The sequence below is a fragment of the Mesorhizobium sp. B2-3-15 genome (assembly GCF_006442875.1).
GTDB classification, from domain to species: domain Bacteria; phylum Pseudomonadota; class Alphaproteobacteria; order Rhizobiales; family Rhizobiaceae; genus Mesorhizobium; species Mesorhizobium australicum.
The window spans coordinates 211,172-227,537 of record NZ_VFVO01000011.1; the positions used below are offsets into that span (position 1 = coordinate 211,172).

The following is a 16,366-nucleotide window of genomic DNA, read 5'->3' on the forward strand; positions in this document are numbered from 1 at the left end:
TGGTCCTTGCCCAGCGCCAATATCATTGTCACCCTAGTCGGCGACGTCTCTAGCCTTGACCTCTTGTCTCGCTCCACTCCTAGGCCGGGCTGGCCAGCCACTGGGGGAGGCGCCAGGGGCTCGCGTAGCTGATGCCGGTTGGGTAGTCATACAGAGCACAGAACGCGCGAGAGCGGCGAGTGCGACAACACATTGCAAGATCACGACGAGACGTCCGTTACCCACCAGCCTGGAGGTTGTCCGCCAATCGCACGGTCGCGAAATGCGGGGCGAAGACTACATGAAATTGGCTGTCTGCATCAAGCTTGCGCGCTATGGGCAATAACTGATCCTTGTCGTCATCATCGAACGGCCAAACATAAGCGCCAAGCATCATATTTGTGTAGGAAAGCACTACGGCGTCAGCCTTTCTCGATTTTAGAAGACTGCGCACATTACTCTCAAAGTCAGGGGAAATTGCGCCTTGCTGGAACGCCGCCATCTCGGGCGGCCAGTCGCCAACGGCCCATTCAAGGTTTTTGTCTCCGCCAATGTTGTACGTTTTGATGTTCAGATCAGCCGCGACGTAGTTGATTAGAAAGTCGTTGCGGTACGGAAGGAATGCCACCTTCTCGCCGTCGGCAAAGTATGGGTCCCATGACGCGACCTCGTCGCTTACGTCCTGGACCAGATCATGGAACCGCTTTGCCTCGCTAAATTGGTGAGGGTTCGGAATGTTGAACATAAAAAGGAAGGCGACCAGCGCAGCTTTCGCATCCGTTGAGAGTTTGCCACTTGCCATCATGACGACGAAGACGGCCCAGCACCCGAATATGGCAACGACGGCCCATCGATAGCTTGCCCTCATGTTGTTGAAACCCGGCAAGTATTTTGAGATCACAGCACTGCCGGTTGGAAACCATCCGTATTCGGCCGGCATGATCGTCGGCCCATTAGGAGGGCGATATGTGAAGAATTTCACCGTAGGCCCGAGCGCCATATAAAATCCAAATAGAGCTATTAACCCAAAGGCCACCAGCCAGAATCGGTTGCCTTTGACTGTCACTAAGCCATATGCAGCCACGCCGGCTATCGCCGTGCAGAAGGTGCCCTGGTAGACTGTGTAGTCTCCGAAATAATCGCCTTGAGCCCGCTCGACACTCAAGTTCAGCAGGTCCGGGAGGGCCAGCACCATCTTTGTCGGGATGAAGAAGAACTCAACGTTGGCGGCCCAACCCCGGAAAAAATCGAGCTCGACCGGGGCGAGCGTTGGAGTTCCTTCGTACAGAGCGTAAAGTCCATAGGCGACCCCGAAGGCTGTAGTAATTGTTGCCGCTCGGTAGATCAGGTCAACCCTGGCGCTTCGCCTTCTTTTCACGCATTCGCAGACACAGATAATGGCCGTTCCAGTTGCGAACATCATGAACGTGTACCCGTCCATGAAAGCAGCCACGATCGTTATAACTACCAGCCAGGCAGAGCTCCAAAGGGAGAGCCTTTCAGAGAAAACAACCCTCATGCAGGACCAAAAATACAACGGCAGCAGGGCCATCCCGAGGGCCAAGGCGCAGAATAAATGATGCTGCGTGATCATCGGGAAGCTGCACCAAATTAATGCCGCAAAGAGTGACGCTAGGACGCCCGCTTCCAGATAGCGGGCGAGGAAATATGCCCCCGCGAAAGCGACGCTCAGCCAGCCAGCAAAAAGAACGGCATAAGCGTTGACGAGAGACACGCCAGCCCCAAGAAGCACCGCCGCCGGAAGCGCCGCCGAGAGACCAAACGATAGTGGCGCCGGACTTGGGAGCCCGAAATTGTACGAATACACAGACGTTGAATTCACGAATGCCTTCGAGAACCCCAGTAGCCAGAAAACCTGTCCTGTGGTGGGGCTTAGATAGCCGGGAATAGCGCCATTGACGATCAGTACGAGCGACAACAAAAAAGCTGCCGCCACAAGGGCCTTAATATTGACCGACATAGAGCCCTCCAGGCTACCGGCGCTCTTAGCCGACTTGGTCCGGCGAGGCCAGTGTCTATTTATGTTTCTTATGTTTCGCACCTCATGACCAGGAAGGCGTGCTGCGTGTTGCGTTTTAGGAAGGCTTAAACGGCGAAATCCTGTACTGGCGCGCAAGGCTACGCGGTAATTGAGTGCCCGCCGGCGAAAAAGAGAACGTCGCCCAGGACAGTGATCGCTCGCCCGATCACCACCGCCAGCAGAATGACCGGGCTCGAGCTGAGCCCTCCAAGCAGAAAGAGCAGTACCGCCTCCCTGACGCCGAGCCCGGCCGGCGCACCCGGAGTTAGAAGCCCCAAAAGCCAGGCCAAAATATATGCTCCAGCGATTGCCGGGTAGAGTGCGAGTTCGCGAGCTCCACCTACAAGGTCGAAGACTGCGACGAAGATCAGGCCCGAAAGCCCGAGAAACCCAAAATAGCAGATAGCGGCCCTGCAAAAAACGGCGCCGCCGAGATGGCCAATCAGCGAAAACGCGATAGCTACTGCCGCGACGAACGAAATCCAGCCGAACCAACTCGGCAAGCCGGCCAGAACAAGCGGCAACACAAGCGGCGAAAAGAGAAGTCCGCCGACAATGAGGGCCGCCACTTCATAGGCGGTCGACTTGACGAGCGGTCCGTTGCCGATGCCGGCCGCCACGCCGATCGCCTGCCGTCCTGCAAATTGAAAGATATTGCCGGGAACATATTTGGCGAGTTGCGAAATGGCATAGGTGCGAATCGCCCAAGGCCGCGAGACGGGAGCACCAAGGTGGTGCAGAAGATGTCGCCAGCCGAGAGCAAGCAGCAGGTTCGACACTCCATAGACGCCGGCCAAGGCTATAATGGCGGTGTAGCTGGCTGCTCCCATGCGGCGAAAATCGATCTCGCCGGTGTACCCCTGGAGTCTGATCCCTACGAAAACAACACCGGCCAACCCCAGGAAGGCTCCAATGCGATTGAGCCAGGTCTTGGCACGAGGGCCAAGCGCCACGATCAATGCCTTTTCTTCGGCTTGCAGTGCATCATGGTCCATGGCAGCGGAGACAGAACCTCGACCACATCGAAAAACTCTGAAGCCAGCGCGACGATGCCGCGCTGCGACCAGTGCTGCAGATGGCCGGGCGTGTTGCCCAAGGCCGAGATGTATTTCCCGCGCGCCAAGTTCAGGACACGCCAGATCGGCTCCCGGGGTACGCTGAGGATCAGGTCCGACCTGACGATACGCTCCAGCGCTTGCAATGCCTTCCGCGGCTCCTCGAGATGCTCCATTACTTCGCAACATACGATGAGATCGGCGCTGTCTGGTTCAGGGGCCACCTCATAAATACTGCGGACAGCGAAACGCCGGTGGTCAACATCCTTTCCGCGCGCGTTCTCCTTTGCCATTCCGATGACTTGGGCAGAGAAATCGGTGCCTCGCGCGTCGATACCCTGCTCCAGCCAGCGCATGACCCAATAGCCTTCTCCGCATCCGACTTCGTGAATAGTAGCGGGCGTCACCTTAGTCACCAAGCTGGACAATGCCGCTTCGAAACCTTGCACCATCCGGCGGGCGATCGGGTTGCGCGTGCCATATTTGTCATAGGTGTTGCCTATGACGATACCGTCTTCCGCCTGCCCGCCAGCTACCTTCATCTTCCTATCCTGCTTTCCTGCTGAAGCGGGCTTCTGCGTAGTTGCCATTCTCTCCCTGCGCGGAACGCTGCGTATAACGAATGTCTTCGAGAAGCTTGCGGTTGGCGGCGATCACGTCGGCCAGAAAGGCGACGAGAAGGGACTGGAAACCCATCGTCATCAGCACGCCCGCCAGGACCACCGACTGAATATGGCCGCTAACCCCTTCGGTCAAATAGAAATAAAGGAAGCGCAGGCCGAGGAAAAAACCAAGGCTGAAGAGGATAGCCGCGATCCAGCCGAAAAACCGAGCCGGCTGGTAAATGACGAAGATACGTATGATCGTGAAGATGGAGCGCTTCAGATAGGAAGGAATGCTCTTCACCAACCTTGACGGCCGCAAATCACCATTGACTCGGATCGGAACCGAGACCACGCGCATGTTCTTGCGCCCGGCCTGGATGATGGTTTCCAGCGTATAGGTATAGTTGTTGAACACGATCAGGCGCTGGGCCGCGTTTTTCGAGATCGCGCGAAAGCCGCTCGGGGCATCCCGCACATCAGTGCCGCTGGTCACCCGCACGACCCAGCTGCCCAACTTCTGCAGAAGCTTCTTCACCGGGGAGAAGTGCTCTATCTCCGATATCGGCCGCGCGCCCACGACCATATCCGCACGCCCCTCCAGCACCGGCCTGGTGATCGCCGGAATGTCGGCGGCGCGATACTGGTTGTCCGCATCGGTGTTGACAATCACGTCGGCGCCGCGCGCGAGGCAAGCTTCGATGCCGGTCATGAAGGCATAGGCGAGACCGCGGTTGCTGGTATGACGCACAATGTGGTTTACGCCGTTTTCCTCGGCGACCCTCACCGTCTCGTCGCTGCTGCCGTCATCGATGACCAGCCATTCGACGCTGTCAAACCCGGTGACGGTCCGCGGCAGATCACTCAGCGCTGTCGCAAGCGTCTCGGCTTCGTTATAGCAAGGAATCTGGATAATCAGCTTTGGCAGCGGCGTACTCTCGAATTGGATCCTGACACTCCGTGCGTCTACCACCATCGGGCGGAGGCGCAAATGATTTTCCTCGGGAAACCGTATTCCCATTTCGAACCACGGAACCTGCGAAATGTATATTAGCGTTGCTTCATAATGATCTGCCGCATGATCCTCCCTCGCAGCGTTGTCCTGCTATCGCCGCAAAAATGTCCGGCATTCTTTGCCTAATTCGCTTCCGGAGAGACGATTGAAAATAGGGATCGACGGCAGGAATCTCGGATCAGCCACCGATGGAATTGGCAGGTTCGTGCACAATTCGGTCAAAGCGCTGGTGGCGCTCGGCGCCGATGTGTTTGTCTATGCGCCGAGCAAGATCAATGCGAGTTATGATATTCCGCCTGGCGTTTCCGTCCAGGTCGCCAACTTCAATGGTCCCTACGCGAGGGTGTTCTGGGGACAGGCAGTCCTGCCCTCCTGGGCCTTGCGCGATCGGGTGGATGTCTTGTGGGGGCCGTCCCATCGCCTGCCCTTCATCCTGGACAGGCGCATCGGAAGGGTGGTCACGATTCATGACCTCGTCTGGCTGTACGCCGCACAGACCATGCGGACCCGGACCTGGCTGGGCGACCGCTTGATGATGAAGCCCGCGCTGAAAACCGCTGATGTCGTGGTCGCGGATTCGACAGCAACGGCCGCCGCCTTGACCGCCGAGTTTCCCTGGCTGAAATCGCCGATCAAGACGGTCGCACCCGGCACGACCGCGTTGCCGGCTCCGAGCGATTTTTCGAGTTTGGCGCCCCTCGGCATCACCAAGCCCTACGCGCTTTTCGTCGGCACGCTCGAGCCGCGAAAGAACCTCGGCAACCTGGTTAAGGCCTATGGCCTCCTGCCGCAGAGCGCCCGGTCGCGCTGCGACCTGGTTATCGTCGGCGGCACGGGCTGGAAGCAGACGAGCCTGGCCGGCGACGTGCGCGACAGCGCGCTTGAGACGAATATCAAGTTTACCGGCTTCGTCGATGACGCGACGCTCGCCACGCTCTATGCGAATTGCCTCTTTCTGGCGATGCCATCGCTTTACGAGGGGTTTGGCTTTCCGATCGTCGAGGCACAGTCTTTCGGCAAACCGGTGCTGACGTCGAACACCTCGTCAATGCCTGAAGTGGCGGGAAGCAATGCCGTGCTCGTCGACCCGGAAGATCCTGCGGCAATCGCCGCTGCATTCCACCGCCTCTGTACCGATGTGGAATTCCGGAACGGGATCGCTGCGGATGCGAAGAAAAATGCCGGGCGCTTCACCTGGGAGAACCACGCCAAGGGCATGCTGCAAATTTTTGAGCAGGCCATCGAGCAAAGACGGAAGACCCGCGTTTGAAAGTCCTGCACTTCTTCAAGACTTACTGGCCGGATACGTTTGGCGGCGTGGAGCGGACGATCCATGCCATCGCGCAAAGCACGGCGCGCCACGGCATCGAAACCGAAGTGCTTTCGTTGAGCCGAAGCCCTGGAGAGAACACACAGGCTTTCGGTGGGCATATGGCCCGCAAGGCCAAACTGGATTTCGAGCTGGCATCGACCGGTTTTTCACGCGAGGTCTTTTGGGAATTCAGAGCGCTCGCCAAAAATGCCGACCTGATACATTACCATTTTCCATGGCCGTTCATGGACATCGTGCATTTCCACGCCCGTCACGGCAAACCGACGATCGTCACCTACCATTCCGATATCGTCAAACAGAAACTCATCCTACCTCTTTATCGACCGCTGATGCTGCGCTTCCTCAGGGATGTGGACGCTATCGTTGCGACGTCTCCGGACTATTTGAAATCGAGCCCCGTTCTCAGAGCCTTGGAGGGCAAATCAACGATCATTCCCATCGGCATAGATGAAATGGCTTATCCCACGCCGACCAAAGCCGACAACAGCTGGTGCCAAGCGGCTGTGGCGGAGCCTTTCGTGCTATTCGTCGGCGTCTTGCGCTATTACAAGGGGCTGGACGTGCTGATTGAGGCAGCCGACAGGATCAGGTGCAAGATCGTTATTGCCGGGTCGGGGCCTATCGAGGAGAGCCTCAAGCTTCAGGCCAAGACGTTGCGCCGCAACAATGTGATGTTTCTTGGCGAGGTCATGGAGCAGCATAAGATGGCGCTCCTGCGCAACTGCCTCGGCTTCGTTTTTCCGTCTAACCAGAGGTCGGAAGCCTACGGGCTTTCACTGGTGGAGGCTGCCATGTGCGGCAAACCGATGATTTCGTGCGAAATTGGAACGGGAACAAGTTATGTGAACAAAGCCGGCGAGACGGGGCTAGTCGTTCCGCCTTCAAATCCAGCACGCCTGGCCGAAGCCATCAACCAGATCGTCGATTCGCCCGTCGAAGCAGCGAATTGGGGGCAAGCTGCCCGTGATCGCTACATCAGGCTCTTTACAGCCGACAGGATGGGAAAGGCTTATGCCGATCTCTACCGCCAGCTCGATAGTGGCCGCCGCTGAAGCGGCTTTGCGCCGCGACAACCCTCCACCGGCCGCTGCTTGGTCATGCAGTTAGGGACCGTTGGAGCCCCCGCTTACGAGACGATGGACCACTTCTCGGGCCGACTTCTGCCAGTCCGGCGCCGTCCATCCGAATGCCGCGCCAAATTTCGCGCTCGATAGCCGCGAGTTGACAGGGCGGCGCGCCTTGGTTGGGTAGTCCATCGTCGTGATATCCCGTACCCGCGCCCAGGGACCACCAAACTTCAGGCTTGTGTCGAGGATATGACCGGCGAAGCCGCTCCAGTTGGTCTCGCCACTGCCGGCCAGATGACAGATGCCGAACCCGGCGAAGTCCTTGTCGCCATGCAGCATGGTGGCCGCATGCAGGATCGCGTCGGCGATATCAAGTGCGGATGTGGGATTTCCCCATTGATCTGATACCACCGAAATCTCATCGCGGTCGGCGGCCAGCCGCAGCATGGTTTTCACGAAATTCTTGCCGAACGGACTGTAGACCCAGGCGGTGCGCAGGATCAGGTGGCGCGGATTGGCTGATGCCACCGCCTGCTCGCCGGCGAGCTTGGACGCGCCGTAGACACCGAGCGGCGCCGTCGGGTCGGTTTCGATATAGGCATCGGCCTTGGTTCCGTCGAAGACATAGTCGGTCGAAAGATGGATGACCGGCACGCCCAGCCGCGCCGCGGCCTCCGCCACCTTGCCGGCACCGGTCGCGTTGACCGCAAAGGCCAGATCGGGCTCGTCCTCGGCCTGGTCGACGGCGGTGTAGGCGGCGGCCGACACGACGATATCGGGCTTCGCACCCGCGATGACGTCGATGATGGCGTCAGGCCGTGCCAGGTCAAGCGCCGGGCGGCCGATGGCGACGAGCTCCACGCCGGCGCGCGCCTGGCCGGCCGCGAGCAGGCTCGCAGCGACCTGGCCGTCGCGTCCGGTGACAAGCAGCCTCACGCGCCCACCTTGCGGGCTTCGCCCAGTCTTTCGCCGGCATAGCGCTGTTCGCGGATCGGCCCCCACCACCATTCGTTGTCGAGGAACCAGTCCACGGTCCTGGCAAGGCCGCTGTCGAAATTCTCCCTGGGCGTCCAGCCGAGCTCGCGGCTTATCTTGGTGGCGTCGATGGCGTAGCGGCGGTCGTGGCCGGGACGGTCGGTGACGAAGGAGATCAGCTCGCGATAGCGCCTGCCGCCGGCGCGCGGACGCCTGGTGTCGAGCAGGTCGCAGATCGTCTCGACGACGGCAAGGTTGGTGCGTTCCGAATTGCCGCCGACATTGTAGCTCTCGCCCGGCTGCCCTTTCGTGGCGACGAGTTCCAGGGCGCGCGCGTGATCCTCGACGAACAGCCAGTCGCGCACATTGGCGCCGGCGCCATAGACCGGCAGCGGCTTTTCGTCGAGCGCGTTGAGGATGACGAGCGGGATCAGCTTCTCGGGAAAATGATAGGGGCCGTAATTGTTCGAACAGTTGGAAAGCACGGCCGGCAGGCCGTAGGTCTCGTGCCAGGCGCGCACCAGATGGTCCGAGGCCGCCTTCGAGGCGGAATAGGGCGAGGACGGCGCGTAGGGCGTCTCCTCGACGAACATGCCGCTGTCGAAAGGCAGGTCGCCGAACACCTCGTCGGTGGAGACGTGATGGAAGCGGAAGCGGCTTTTCCTGTCGTCGGACAGGCCACGCCAGTATTCCAGCGCGGCGTTGAGGATCTTGTAGGTGCCGACGATGTTGGTCTCGATGAAGGCGCCCGGTCCGTCGATCGAGCGGTCGACATGGCTCTCGGCGGCCAGGTTCATGACGATGTCGATGTCGTGCCGGCGCAGAAGGTCGAGCACCGCCCTCTCGTCACAGATGTCGGCCTGGGCGAAGCTGTAATTATGGGCGTTCTCGATCGGCCGCAGCGAGGCCAGATTGCCCGCATAGGTCAGCTTGTCGAGATTGGTCACCCGGTAGGCCGGGTTGGCGCACAAATGCCGGCACACCGCCGAGCCGATGAAGCCGGCACCGCCCGTCACCAGAAAATTCATACCGCAGTCCTCACGCAAACACCCATCAGGCGAATACCTCGGCGACGGCGAGCAGCGGCGCCTTGAGGTCCTTGTCCGAAAGCTGGAAGCCGCCGGCCAGCGACGGCCACTCGATATCGATGGCAGGATCGTCGAAACGGATCGACCGGTCGTGCTCGGGCGAATAGGTGTCGGTCACCTTGTACAGCACCTCGGTGTCGGGCACGAGCGTGACGAAGCCGTGCGCGAAGCCCCTGGGCACCAGGATCTGGTTGCCTTTTTGCGCCGACACTTCGAGGGGGACCCATTTTCCGAAGGTCTTCGAGGCGCGGCGGATGTCGACGGCGACATCGAGAATGCTGCCGCGGATCACCCGCAGCAGCTTGTCCTGGGCACGCGGCGCTAGCTGGTAATGGAGCCCGCGCAGCACGCCCGCGGCGGCGGAATAGGAGTGGTTGTCCTGCACGAAAACCAGGTCGATCCCGGCCTGCGAAAAGAGCTCGGCATTGTAGGTTTCCATGAAGAAACCGCGCGCGTCGCCATGGCGTTTGGGAACGATTTCCAGCACCCCGTCGATGCCAAGGGATCTCACCTCCAGCATCTAGCCCTCCGACAGATCGGCGACACGCCGGCGCAGATAGGCGGCGTATTCGTTCTTTCCCAGGCGAGCTGCACGCTGCAACACCTCGTCAGCGCTCAGCCAGCCTTGTTCGAAGGCGATTTCCTCCGGACAGGCGACCTTGATGCCCTGGCGGTGTTCGATCGTGCGCACGAAGGAAGAGGCTTCATGCAGGCTGTCATGCGTGCCGGTGTCGAGCCAGGCATAGCCGCGTCCCAGCCGGTGAACATGGAGCTGTCCGCGCTCGAGATAGACATTGTTGACCGCCGTGATCTCGATCTCGCCCCGCGCCGAAGGGCGGATGGTCGGGGCGATGTCGACGACGTCATTGTCGTAGAAATAGAGACCCGTGACGGCCCAGTTGGACTTCGGGCTTTGTGGCTTTTCCTCGATCGTCAGCGCGGTCCCGGTCGCCTTGTCGAAGGACACCACGCCATAGCGCTCGGGATCCTCGACATGGTAGGCGAACACCGAAGCGCCTGTTTGGCGCGATGCAGCGGCGCGGCAAAGCTGCGACAGCCCGTCACCAAAATAGATGTTGTCGCCCAGGATCATCGACACGCCGTCCTTGCCGATGAAATCGCGGCCGATGATGAAGGCTTCGGCGAGGCCATTGGGCTGCGGCTGCTCGGCGTAGGACAGCGCCAGCCCAAAATCCGACCCGTCGCCGAGCAAGCCACGGAAAGCCGGCAGATCACGCGGCGTCGAAATGACCAGGATCTCTCTTATTCCCGCGAGCATCAGAACGCTCAGCGGATAATAGATCATCGGCTTGTCGTAGATGGGAAGAATTTGCTTAGAGACTGCTAATGTTAGTGGATAGAGACGCGTTCCACTGCCTCCAGCAAGGATAATTCCTTTCAAGAAGCTCTCCTCGACATGCCAAAGCCCCCCGGCCCTGAGTGCCTGTGCTTAGGTTTCATGCATTGGCTTGTCAATGCGGCACACAACAAACGCATTGGCCACGCACGGGCAATCGGCTGGCGCCTCCCGCTTCGGCCGAACCCACCTGGTCCTACCTTGGCAAGGCCGATGCCCTGGCCGGGACAAGCAGATTGTCCTCGTCGCGGCGGCTGGCCTTGCCCAATTCATCCCTCTGGTTGAGCCGATCGGCAAAACCGCGGTGAAAGACAATACCGTTCAAACAGGCAAACGTCATCGCAAGGGCGGCGGTTCGCAAGGGATAATCGACGAGGGAATGAACGAGCAGAAAAGCTAGCGACAGAAAAGCCGCCTTCTGCAACGGTTCCCCGCGAATTCTGGCGGACGATGCGGACAGCAGCACCGCATAGGCAACCATCAGCAGGATAGCCGGCAAACCGCCCTCCAACGCCAATTCCAGATAATCGTTGTGCGCATGATTGACATAAGACTTGAAGATCATGCTGCCTTTCTCATGGATCTGGTAAACCTTCTGAAAGCACCAAATCCGACACCGGTGGTCCAATTCTGTTCAATTCCCTCAATCGTGGTCCGTGCGAATTCGGCTCGTCCAAAGGCCGGGTCGACCACTTTGGCATCGATCTTTGCCCACGCGCCGATCGTGTAGATCGAAAGACCGATGAAAACCGCGAGGATGCCATAACCACCAACCCTCGAGCGCGCGGACAGGAAGACAACGGAGATGGCGGTGATCGCCAGCCCGATCAAAATGCCGGCCCGCGAACCGGCGGCCAGAAGCAGCAGCAGGAGGGTTACCAGACCGAGCGCTCCTGAAAGAAGGTGGCCGCGGAACAAGCCATAATAAACCACGAAGGGGATCGAGACGAAGAGCAAGGCCGAGAAGTGGTTCTGGTTGGCAAAGAGACCCGCATTGATGGTAAACGGCAGCAGTCCCTCGATGGCAACGGTATCGGAGAGCGAATACTGGATCGCCGCCGCCAGGCCATTGCAGATCACCCCCATGAAAAAGAACGGCAGAAGACCGTGGACCTGCTCGGCGCGCAGGCGCAGGACGGCGAGGAAGAACGCCGCGGCCGCGACAAAATAGAGCATGCACTCGATGGTGCGCCCCACTCCGACGCTGACGAAGCGCAACCGGCTTTCGCCATCCAGCCATGGATCCGCAAGCAGCACCGCGGGCCGTACCCCCTCGAGCAGGGTCGCGGGCAGCGGCACGACCTGAAAACAGAACACCGCAACCACAAGAGCAAGCAACCACAACACGGCGCGGGGAATTGCCTGTTGCGACGGCCTCGAGAGGATCGCCGCGGCGCAGATGACCGCCGCAATCTCGATCAGCGTCTCGGTGTACAGACCGCTCGCGGTGCCGCCACCAATCAGCATCGATAGAAAGAGCACCGAGCCAAGCAGATATTTATCCCACTGCGTGGGCTGTCGCGACCGTTCTCTCACGACGATACTCTTTCGATGCTCAATTTGTGCATGACCAACGTCCCGACATACCGAAACCGCCAACTCTGTGCGATCGCGGCCGTTTCCAGACTCAGCAACTGCATGGGGCACGCCGCCGGCCCAACCGTGAAGTCCAGGCTCAGGCTTCGCCTGTTGAAGGTACCTTCCGGTATGTTGAAGCGCGCTATCTCGCGTGAGGGAGCGACGCATCTGAGAGACCAGAACAAATCCTTCGGCAGTTTGAGATTCGTGGCCGAAGCGTTCAGGGAAATCCTGTAGGAGCCAGGAGGAAGTTCGGTAAATTGCTGAAGCGCCGCGTTCTTGACGGGCGTGTTCAGAAATCGAATCGTCGCTCCGCTGTCGCTTTCACCTGCATCCCGCGATCCGGCGAAGGTGATCTCCATACCCGACCGGTCGTGTATCACCCAGTCGAATGGTTTGCCGCTGTGGACCGGTTCGAAGCCGCCGTTGAAAATGTAGCCGCCCAGTTTCCGTTCCTCGTCGGACAGGCTGAAGAGAAACAGCCGATAGGCCGGGTCATATTGCCTTTGCTTGATGTAGCCATCGATCACGGCCGACAATTCGTTGGACGTTGGAGACGTCGGGGACCCCGCGAGATCGAGCAACAGTTGGTTTGCGGCTGCCAAACCCTGGGGGTTCTGGCCAAGGGTCGAAAAAAGCTTGCCCCGCCATGGCGCCTCCGCCCGGATGGCGGCGAGCACGGCCCCGTACCCGTCGGGATTGGCGAGAATGGCGGGCCAACCGGCGGCCACGGTTGAAAATTGATCAGGCCACCGACGCAGCAAGATATCGATCTCGGCTACAGCCCTTACCAGGTTGCCCGTCGCGACGGAGCGATCGATGGATCTCTGCAATGCGTGTATTTCGGTCTTGGACAGCATTCGAGCTCGATCAAAGAGTTCGAACGCCTGGTCCTTCTCGCCCTGGCGATACTTGATCTCACCAATCAGGCTATAGAGGCGTGCATCCGCGACGTTGAAGCGAAGCGCATTCCGGGCCTTTGCGGCCAACCCATCGAGATCGGCACCGTCGTTCGTCTGGTTCAGTTCGCCGGCGATCTCGCCTATCAAAGCATCTACGTTCAACGGATCCAGCGCGAGAGAGACGCTTGGCGTTCCCGTCTCAAGAAGACGACTTAGCCCGGTCGACGAAGCCATCAACACCAGAACGGAGGCGACGAACCAAACGCCTGAACGCAGGAGACTTTGCATGCGCGGGCTGGCCTGCTCCACCATCGACTTTGCCCTCGATTTTCGGGATATTCGTGCCGTATTCGTAATACTGGGAATTCATGTATTTGTAGGCGTAGTTGTAGTCGAACTTGTTCACCTGGAATTTCGACATCGCTGCCCCGATGACATTCGCTCCGGCTGCTCGTAGACGCTTCAGAGCCGTTTTGGCGGATTTGCGGGTTACCTGGTTGGTGGAAATCACCATCAGCGTGCCTTCGGCAAGCCGGCCGAGGATCGGCGCATCCGAAAGGCCAACGACGGGCGGCGCATCGATGATGACCAGATCGAAGCGCTTGCCGAGATTGGTGATGATCAGCGCCATTTTGGGCGAAGAGAGCAGGTCCGCCGGGTTCGGCGGTATCGTCCCCGATGTCAGAACAGTCACATTGGGATATTTCGTCGCTCTGAAGATACCGGCCAGATCTTCCTTGCGAACGGTGTTTGTCAGGAGATTGCTTAAGCCGATCGCGTTGTCGAGGCCGAACAGCCGATGCAGATTGGGTTTGCGCAAATCACCGTCGACAAGCAGAACCTTTGCGCCGAGAGCGGCAAAATCCTGGCCAAGCTTGAACGATGTGGTCGATTTACCCTCCGACGGTTCGGAGCTGGTCACCAGCAGCGAACGCGGCGCCCCTTCCGCTCCTGAGAATTGCAGCGACGTCCGCAACGAACGATAGGCCTCCGAAAGCCCCGACTTCTGATCGGCTATGCTGGCTATGAGTTCCCGGTCGTCGACGAGCGGCAAGATGCCGAGCATGGCCAATCCGAGCTCTTTTTCGATCTGCTCCGGATTTGTGAAGGTGTTGTTGAGCAATTCGACGATGTAGATGATCGACGCACTCAAGGCCATGAAGAGCACCAAGGCTATTGCAAGATTGATGCTGAGGCGAGGAGAATAAGGGCTCAAGGGCCGGGTCGCGACATCGACAACGGCAGCGCTTTGCGTCTTGAGCTCAGAACTCACGCCGACTTCGTTCAGCTTGGCGATCAGGCCGTCGTACTGCGACCGGTTGGAATCGACCTCGCGCTTGAGGATGGTGTATTTGATGTTCTTGTCGTTGAAGACGATCTGCTGCTTTTCCAGCTCCGTGAGCTTGGCCTTGAGGTCGGCTTCCTTGTTCTGCGCTTCCTGAAATTTCAACCGTAGCGAGTCGGTTATCGCCAGCACGCCATTGTTGTAGAGCCGCTGCAGTTCCTTGATCTGCGACTGCAACTGCTGCATTTCTGGAAAGCCAGGTTTCAGGATGCCTAATTTCTGCTGGTATTGGCTTGTGAGGTCCGCGAGCTTTTCACTGAGCTTCTGCAGGCCTTCGCTCTCCAGAACCGGACCGAGACTGGCGCCACGCCCCTTGTCCACCTGATCCACCATCCGCCCGGCATCGAGACGCTCCTGGATTGCGGTCGCGAGTGCCGTGTTGAGGGCCTCGATGTTTGACCCGATCAGCGATTTGTCGCCGCCGGTGACGGTAATGCCGGCATCCTTGGCATAGGCGACCAGTTCCTCCTCGGACTTCTGCAGCTTCTGTTTGACCTGCAGGACCTGCTCCTGAATGAACTGCCTTGCCAGATCCGACGTCTCGCTGGTCTGGTCGAGACGTTGATCGATGAAGCTCTGGGCGACCTGATTGGCGACATCGCTCGCATATTTCGGCTTCTGGTCGACGAAGGTGATCGACAGCAGGCTGGTGTTCGTCACCAGATTGACCGTGAGGTCATCGAGGACGCGCTTGATCGCCATGCCTTCCCGCTCTTCGGGCGTCTTTTCCTGGATCGAGAGCGATTTGGAAATTCCGAAGGCGCGGTAGAAGATGTTGCCTATTGAAAAACTCGGAGTCGGAAACAGGAAGTCCGGCTTTTCGGCTAGGCCCAGTTGAAAGACCACGCGCTGCGCCAAGGCCCTGCTCTTCAATTTCTCCCGGGCGGTCAGAAACGCCCGGACGTCACTGTTTTCGGAAACCACCTCAATGTCCTGGAAGACCTTTGCCGAAGGGACCAGAACCTCCAGCTGCGTCGTCGCTTGATATTTGGGTGTCTGCATCATCGTCACAATGACACCGGCGACGAGGCCCGCGACGGCCATCATGACGATCAGCCAGCGATACTGGATGACATAGAACAGCAAACGGAGCGGATTGAAGCCCTCGTCCTGGGCGGCATAGTCACGACCATACGGGCTATAATTCTGCGCCCCATCGTAATAAAGATCCGCGGACAGGGCTTGGCCATATCCGGGGCCGGCAATTTGGGGCTGCCTGTTGCGATCGAGCATGGCGCAAAGTCATCCTGGTTTGTCCGTGGCCGGCCGTGCCTGTCTTATGGAATGACCGCAATGCGGGCCGCGCTCGAGGCGAGACCCAACGCGTCCTTGAGATTGTTCATCGCGATTTTCGACTTCGAAGCGAAAACGACGATCACGTCGCCGCCGTAGATGCGCGGGTTGCGATTCTTGCCTGCGCGAATTTCCTCGACATTGTAGTTGGCGACCAGCCTGCTCTGGCCAAAATTGCGATAGACGAAGACCTTGCCGGCGTCGCCGACAGCATTGAATCCTCCGGCGAGTGCGATCGCATCCAGCAGGGAAGCGCTGCTGGACACCGGATAGATGCCTGCCCTGTTGACTTCGCCGTCGACCGTAATGCGCTGGCCTACCGATTCCTTCACGAAAATCGTCACGTCGGGCGATTGCAGATATTTTGCGCCGTACGCGGTCTCGATTTCCTTCTCGAGCTGACGAACGGTCTTGCCGGCCGCGGTCATCGCGCCAATGAGCGGAAGGGAAATCTGGCCGCTGGCATCGACCTGAACGGTCCTGTTCAAATTATCGACCTGGAAGACGCTGACTTCGAGCACGTCGTTGGCTGACAGCGGCTGCTCGCTGCCATTTTGCGTGTTTTGCGGCGCTGGCAGGTCTTTCACCACCTGCAGCGCACCACCGCCGGCAAGGGCCGTCGAAGACGATGTCGGTTGCAACGCTTCGACGGAGGCCGTCGATGATGTCGAAGAAGAGCTCGCGCAAGCAGAGAGTGCAAGCAACGCGGCCAGCGTCGGCATACCTGCATTGTTTC

Annotated in this window: 15 protein-coding genes; 2 read left to right on the forward strand and 13 right to left on the reverse strand. The window is 59.2% G+C overall.

Annotated elements, in window-relative coordinates:
* Positions 1 to 217: 217 nt before the first annotated feature.
* The 4 genes from FJ954_RS22525 to FJ954_RS22540 form a co-directional block, all read right to left on the reverse strand.
* A complete protein-coding gene (locus FJ954_RS22525) occupies positions 218 to 1,960 on the reverse strand; it encodes a hypothetical protein (protein WP_140663231.1) in 1,743 nt (580 codons plus the stop codon).
* Positions 1,961 to 2,118: 158 nt separating this feature from the next.
* Complete coding sequence (locus tag FJ954_RS22530) at positions 2,119 to 3,015, reverse strand: hypothetical protein (protein WP_246681120.1); 897 nt, start codon at positions 3,013 to 3,015, stop codon at positions 2,119 to 2,121.
* Complete coding sequence (locus FJ954_RS22535) at positions 2,976 to 3,617, reverse strand: class I SAM-dependent methyltransferase (protein ID WP_140663232.1); 642 nt, start codon at positions 3,615 to 3,617, stop codon at positions 2,976 to 2,978. Before FJ954_RS22535 ends, FJ954_RS22530 begins: the two co-directional genes overlap by 40 nt.
* Before the next feature lie 4 nt (positions 3,618 to 3,621).
* On the reverse strand, positions 3,622 to 4,668 hold the full coding sequence (locus FJ954_RS22540; protein ID WP_246681121.1) for a glycosyltransferase family 2 protein: 1,047 nt from the start codon (positions 4,666 to 4,668) through the stop codon (positions 3,622 to 3,624).
* A 169-nt stretch (positions 4,669 to 4,837) separates the two neighbouring features.
* Between FJ954_RS22540 and FJ954_RS22545 the strand changes: the two genes are divergently transcribed.
* Entirely contained in the window at positions 4,838 to 5,962 is a 1,125-nt protein-coding gene (locus FJ954_RS22545; RefSeq protein WP_140663280.1) for a glycosyltransferase family 1 protein, read from the forward strand.
* Positions 5,959 to 7,077 (forward strand): glycosyltransferase, encoded by a 1,119-nt coding sequence (locus FJ954_RS22550; protein WP_140663233.1) that lies wholly within the window; start codon positions 5,959 to 5,961, stop codon positions 7,075 to 7,077. The genes FJ954_RS22545 and FJ954_RS22550 overlap by 4 nt, the downstream gene beginning before the upstream one ends.
* 51 nt (positions 7,078 to 7,128) lie before the next feature.
* Here FJ954_RS22550 and rfbD read toward each other — a convergent pair whose 3' ends face one another.
* The 9 genes from rfbD to FJ954_RS22590 form a co-directional block, all read right to left on the reverse strand.
* Positions 7,129 to 8,028, reverse strand: a complete 900-nt coding sequence (gene rfbD, locus FJ954_RS22555; RefSeq protein WP_140663234.1) for a dTDP-4-dehydrorhamnose reductase — start codon at positions 8,026 to 8,028, stop codon at positions 7,129 to 7,131.
* Positions 8,025 to 9,095 (reverse strand): dTDP-glucose 4,6-dehydratase, encoded by a 1,071-nt coding sequence (gene rfbB, locus FJ954_RS22560; RefSeq protein WP_140663236.1) that lies wholly within the window; start codon positions 9,093 to 9,095, stop codon positions 8,025 to 8,027. Before rfbB ends, rfbD begins: the two co-directional genes overlap by 4 nt.
* Before the next feature lie 25 nt (positions 9,096 to 9,120).
* Entirely contained in the window at positions 9,121 to 9,675 is a 555-nt protein-coding gene (gene rfbC, locus FJ954_RS22565) for a dTDP-4-dehydrorhamnose 3,5-epimerase (RefSeq protein ID WP_140663237.1), read from the reverse strand.
* Entirely contained in the window at positions 9,676 to 10,557 is an 882-nt protein-coding gene (gene rfbA / locus FJ954_RS22570; RefSeq protein ID WP_140663238.1) for a glucose-1-phosphate thymidylyltransferase RfbA, read from the reverse strand.
* Positions 10,558 to 10,708: 151 nt separating this feature from the next.
* A complete protein-coding gene (locus tag FJ954_RS32110; protein WP_246681123.1) occupies positions 10,709 to 11,077 on the reverse strand; it encodes a hypothetical protein in 369 nt (122 codons plus the stop codon).
* Positions 11,074 to 12,048 carry an O-antigen ligase domain-containing protein gene (locus FJ954_RS22575; RefSeq protein WP_246681124.1) on the reverse strand — a complete coding sequence of 325 codons (975 nt, stop codon included), beginning with the start codon at positions 12,046 to 12,048 and terminating at the stop codon, positions 11,074 to 11,076. Before FJ954_RS22575 ends, FJ954_RS32110 begins: the two co-directional genes overlap by 4 nt.
* A complete protein-coding gene (locus FJ954_RS22580) occupies positions 12,045 to 13,304 on the reverse strand; it encodes a hypothetical protein (RefSeq protein ID WP_246681125.1) in 1,260 nt (419 codons plus the stop codon). The genes FJ954_RS22575 and FJ954_RS22580 overlap by 4 nt, the downstream gene beginning before the upstream one ends.
* Positions 13,192 to 15,570, reverse strand: a complete 2,379-nt coding sequence (locus FJ954_RS22585; RefSeq protein WP_140663239.1) for a polysaccharide biosynthesis tyrosine autokinase — start codon at positions 15,568 to 15,570, stop codon at positions 13,192 to 13,194. The genes FJ954_RS22580 and FJ954_RS22585 overlap by 113 nt, the downstream gene beginning before the upstream one ends.
* 44 nt (positions 15,571 to 15,614) lie before the next feature.
* Entirely contained in the window at positions 15,615 to 16,352 is a 738-nt protein-coding gene (locus FJ954_RS22590; protein ID WP_224526015.1) for a polysaccharide biosynthesis/export family protein, read from the reverse strand.
* Positions 16,353 to 16,366: the final 14 nt, after the last annotated feature.

Coding starts and splice junctions, on each gene's coding strand:
- FJ954_RS22525 (WP_140663231.1), bottom strand. CDS start 1,960: ATGTCGGTCAATATTAAGGCCCTTGTGGCGGCAGCTTTTTTGTTGTCG.
- FJ954_RS22530 (WP_246681120.1), bottom strand. CDS start 3,015: ATGGACCATGATGCACTGCAAGCCGAAGAAAAGGCATTGATCGTGGCG.
- FJ954_RS22535 (WP_140663232.1), bottom strand. CDS start 3,617: ATGAAGGTAGCTGGCGGGCAGGCGGAAGACGGTATCGTCATAGGCAAC.
- rfbB (WP_140663236.1), bottom strand. CDS start 9,095: ATGAATTTTCTGGTGACGGGCGGTGCCGGCTTCATCGGCTCGGCGGTG.
- rfbC (WP_140663237.1), bottom strand. CDS start 9,675: ATGCTGGAGGTGAGATCCCTTGGCATCGACGGGGTGCTGGAAATCGTT.
- FJ954_RS32110 (WP_246681123.1), bottom strand. CDS start 11,077: ATGATCTTCAAGTCTTATGTCAATCATGCGCACAACGATTATCTGGAA.
- FJ954_RS22580 (WP_246681125.1), bottom strand. CDS start 13,304: ATGGTGGAGCAGGCCAGCCCGCGCATGCAAAGTCTCCTGCGTTCAGGC.
- FJ954_RS22585 (WP_140663239.1), bottom strand. CDS start 15,570: ATGCTCGATCGCAACAGGCAGCCCCAAATTGCCGGCCCCGGATATGGC.
- FJ954_RS22590 (WP_224526015.1), bottom strand. CDS start 16,352: ATGCCGACGCTGGCCGCGTTGCTTGCACTCTCTGCTTGCGCGAGCTCT.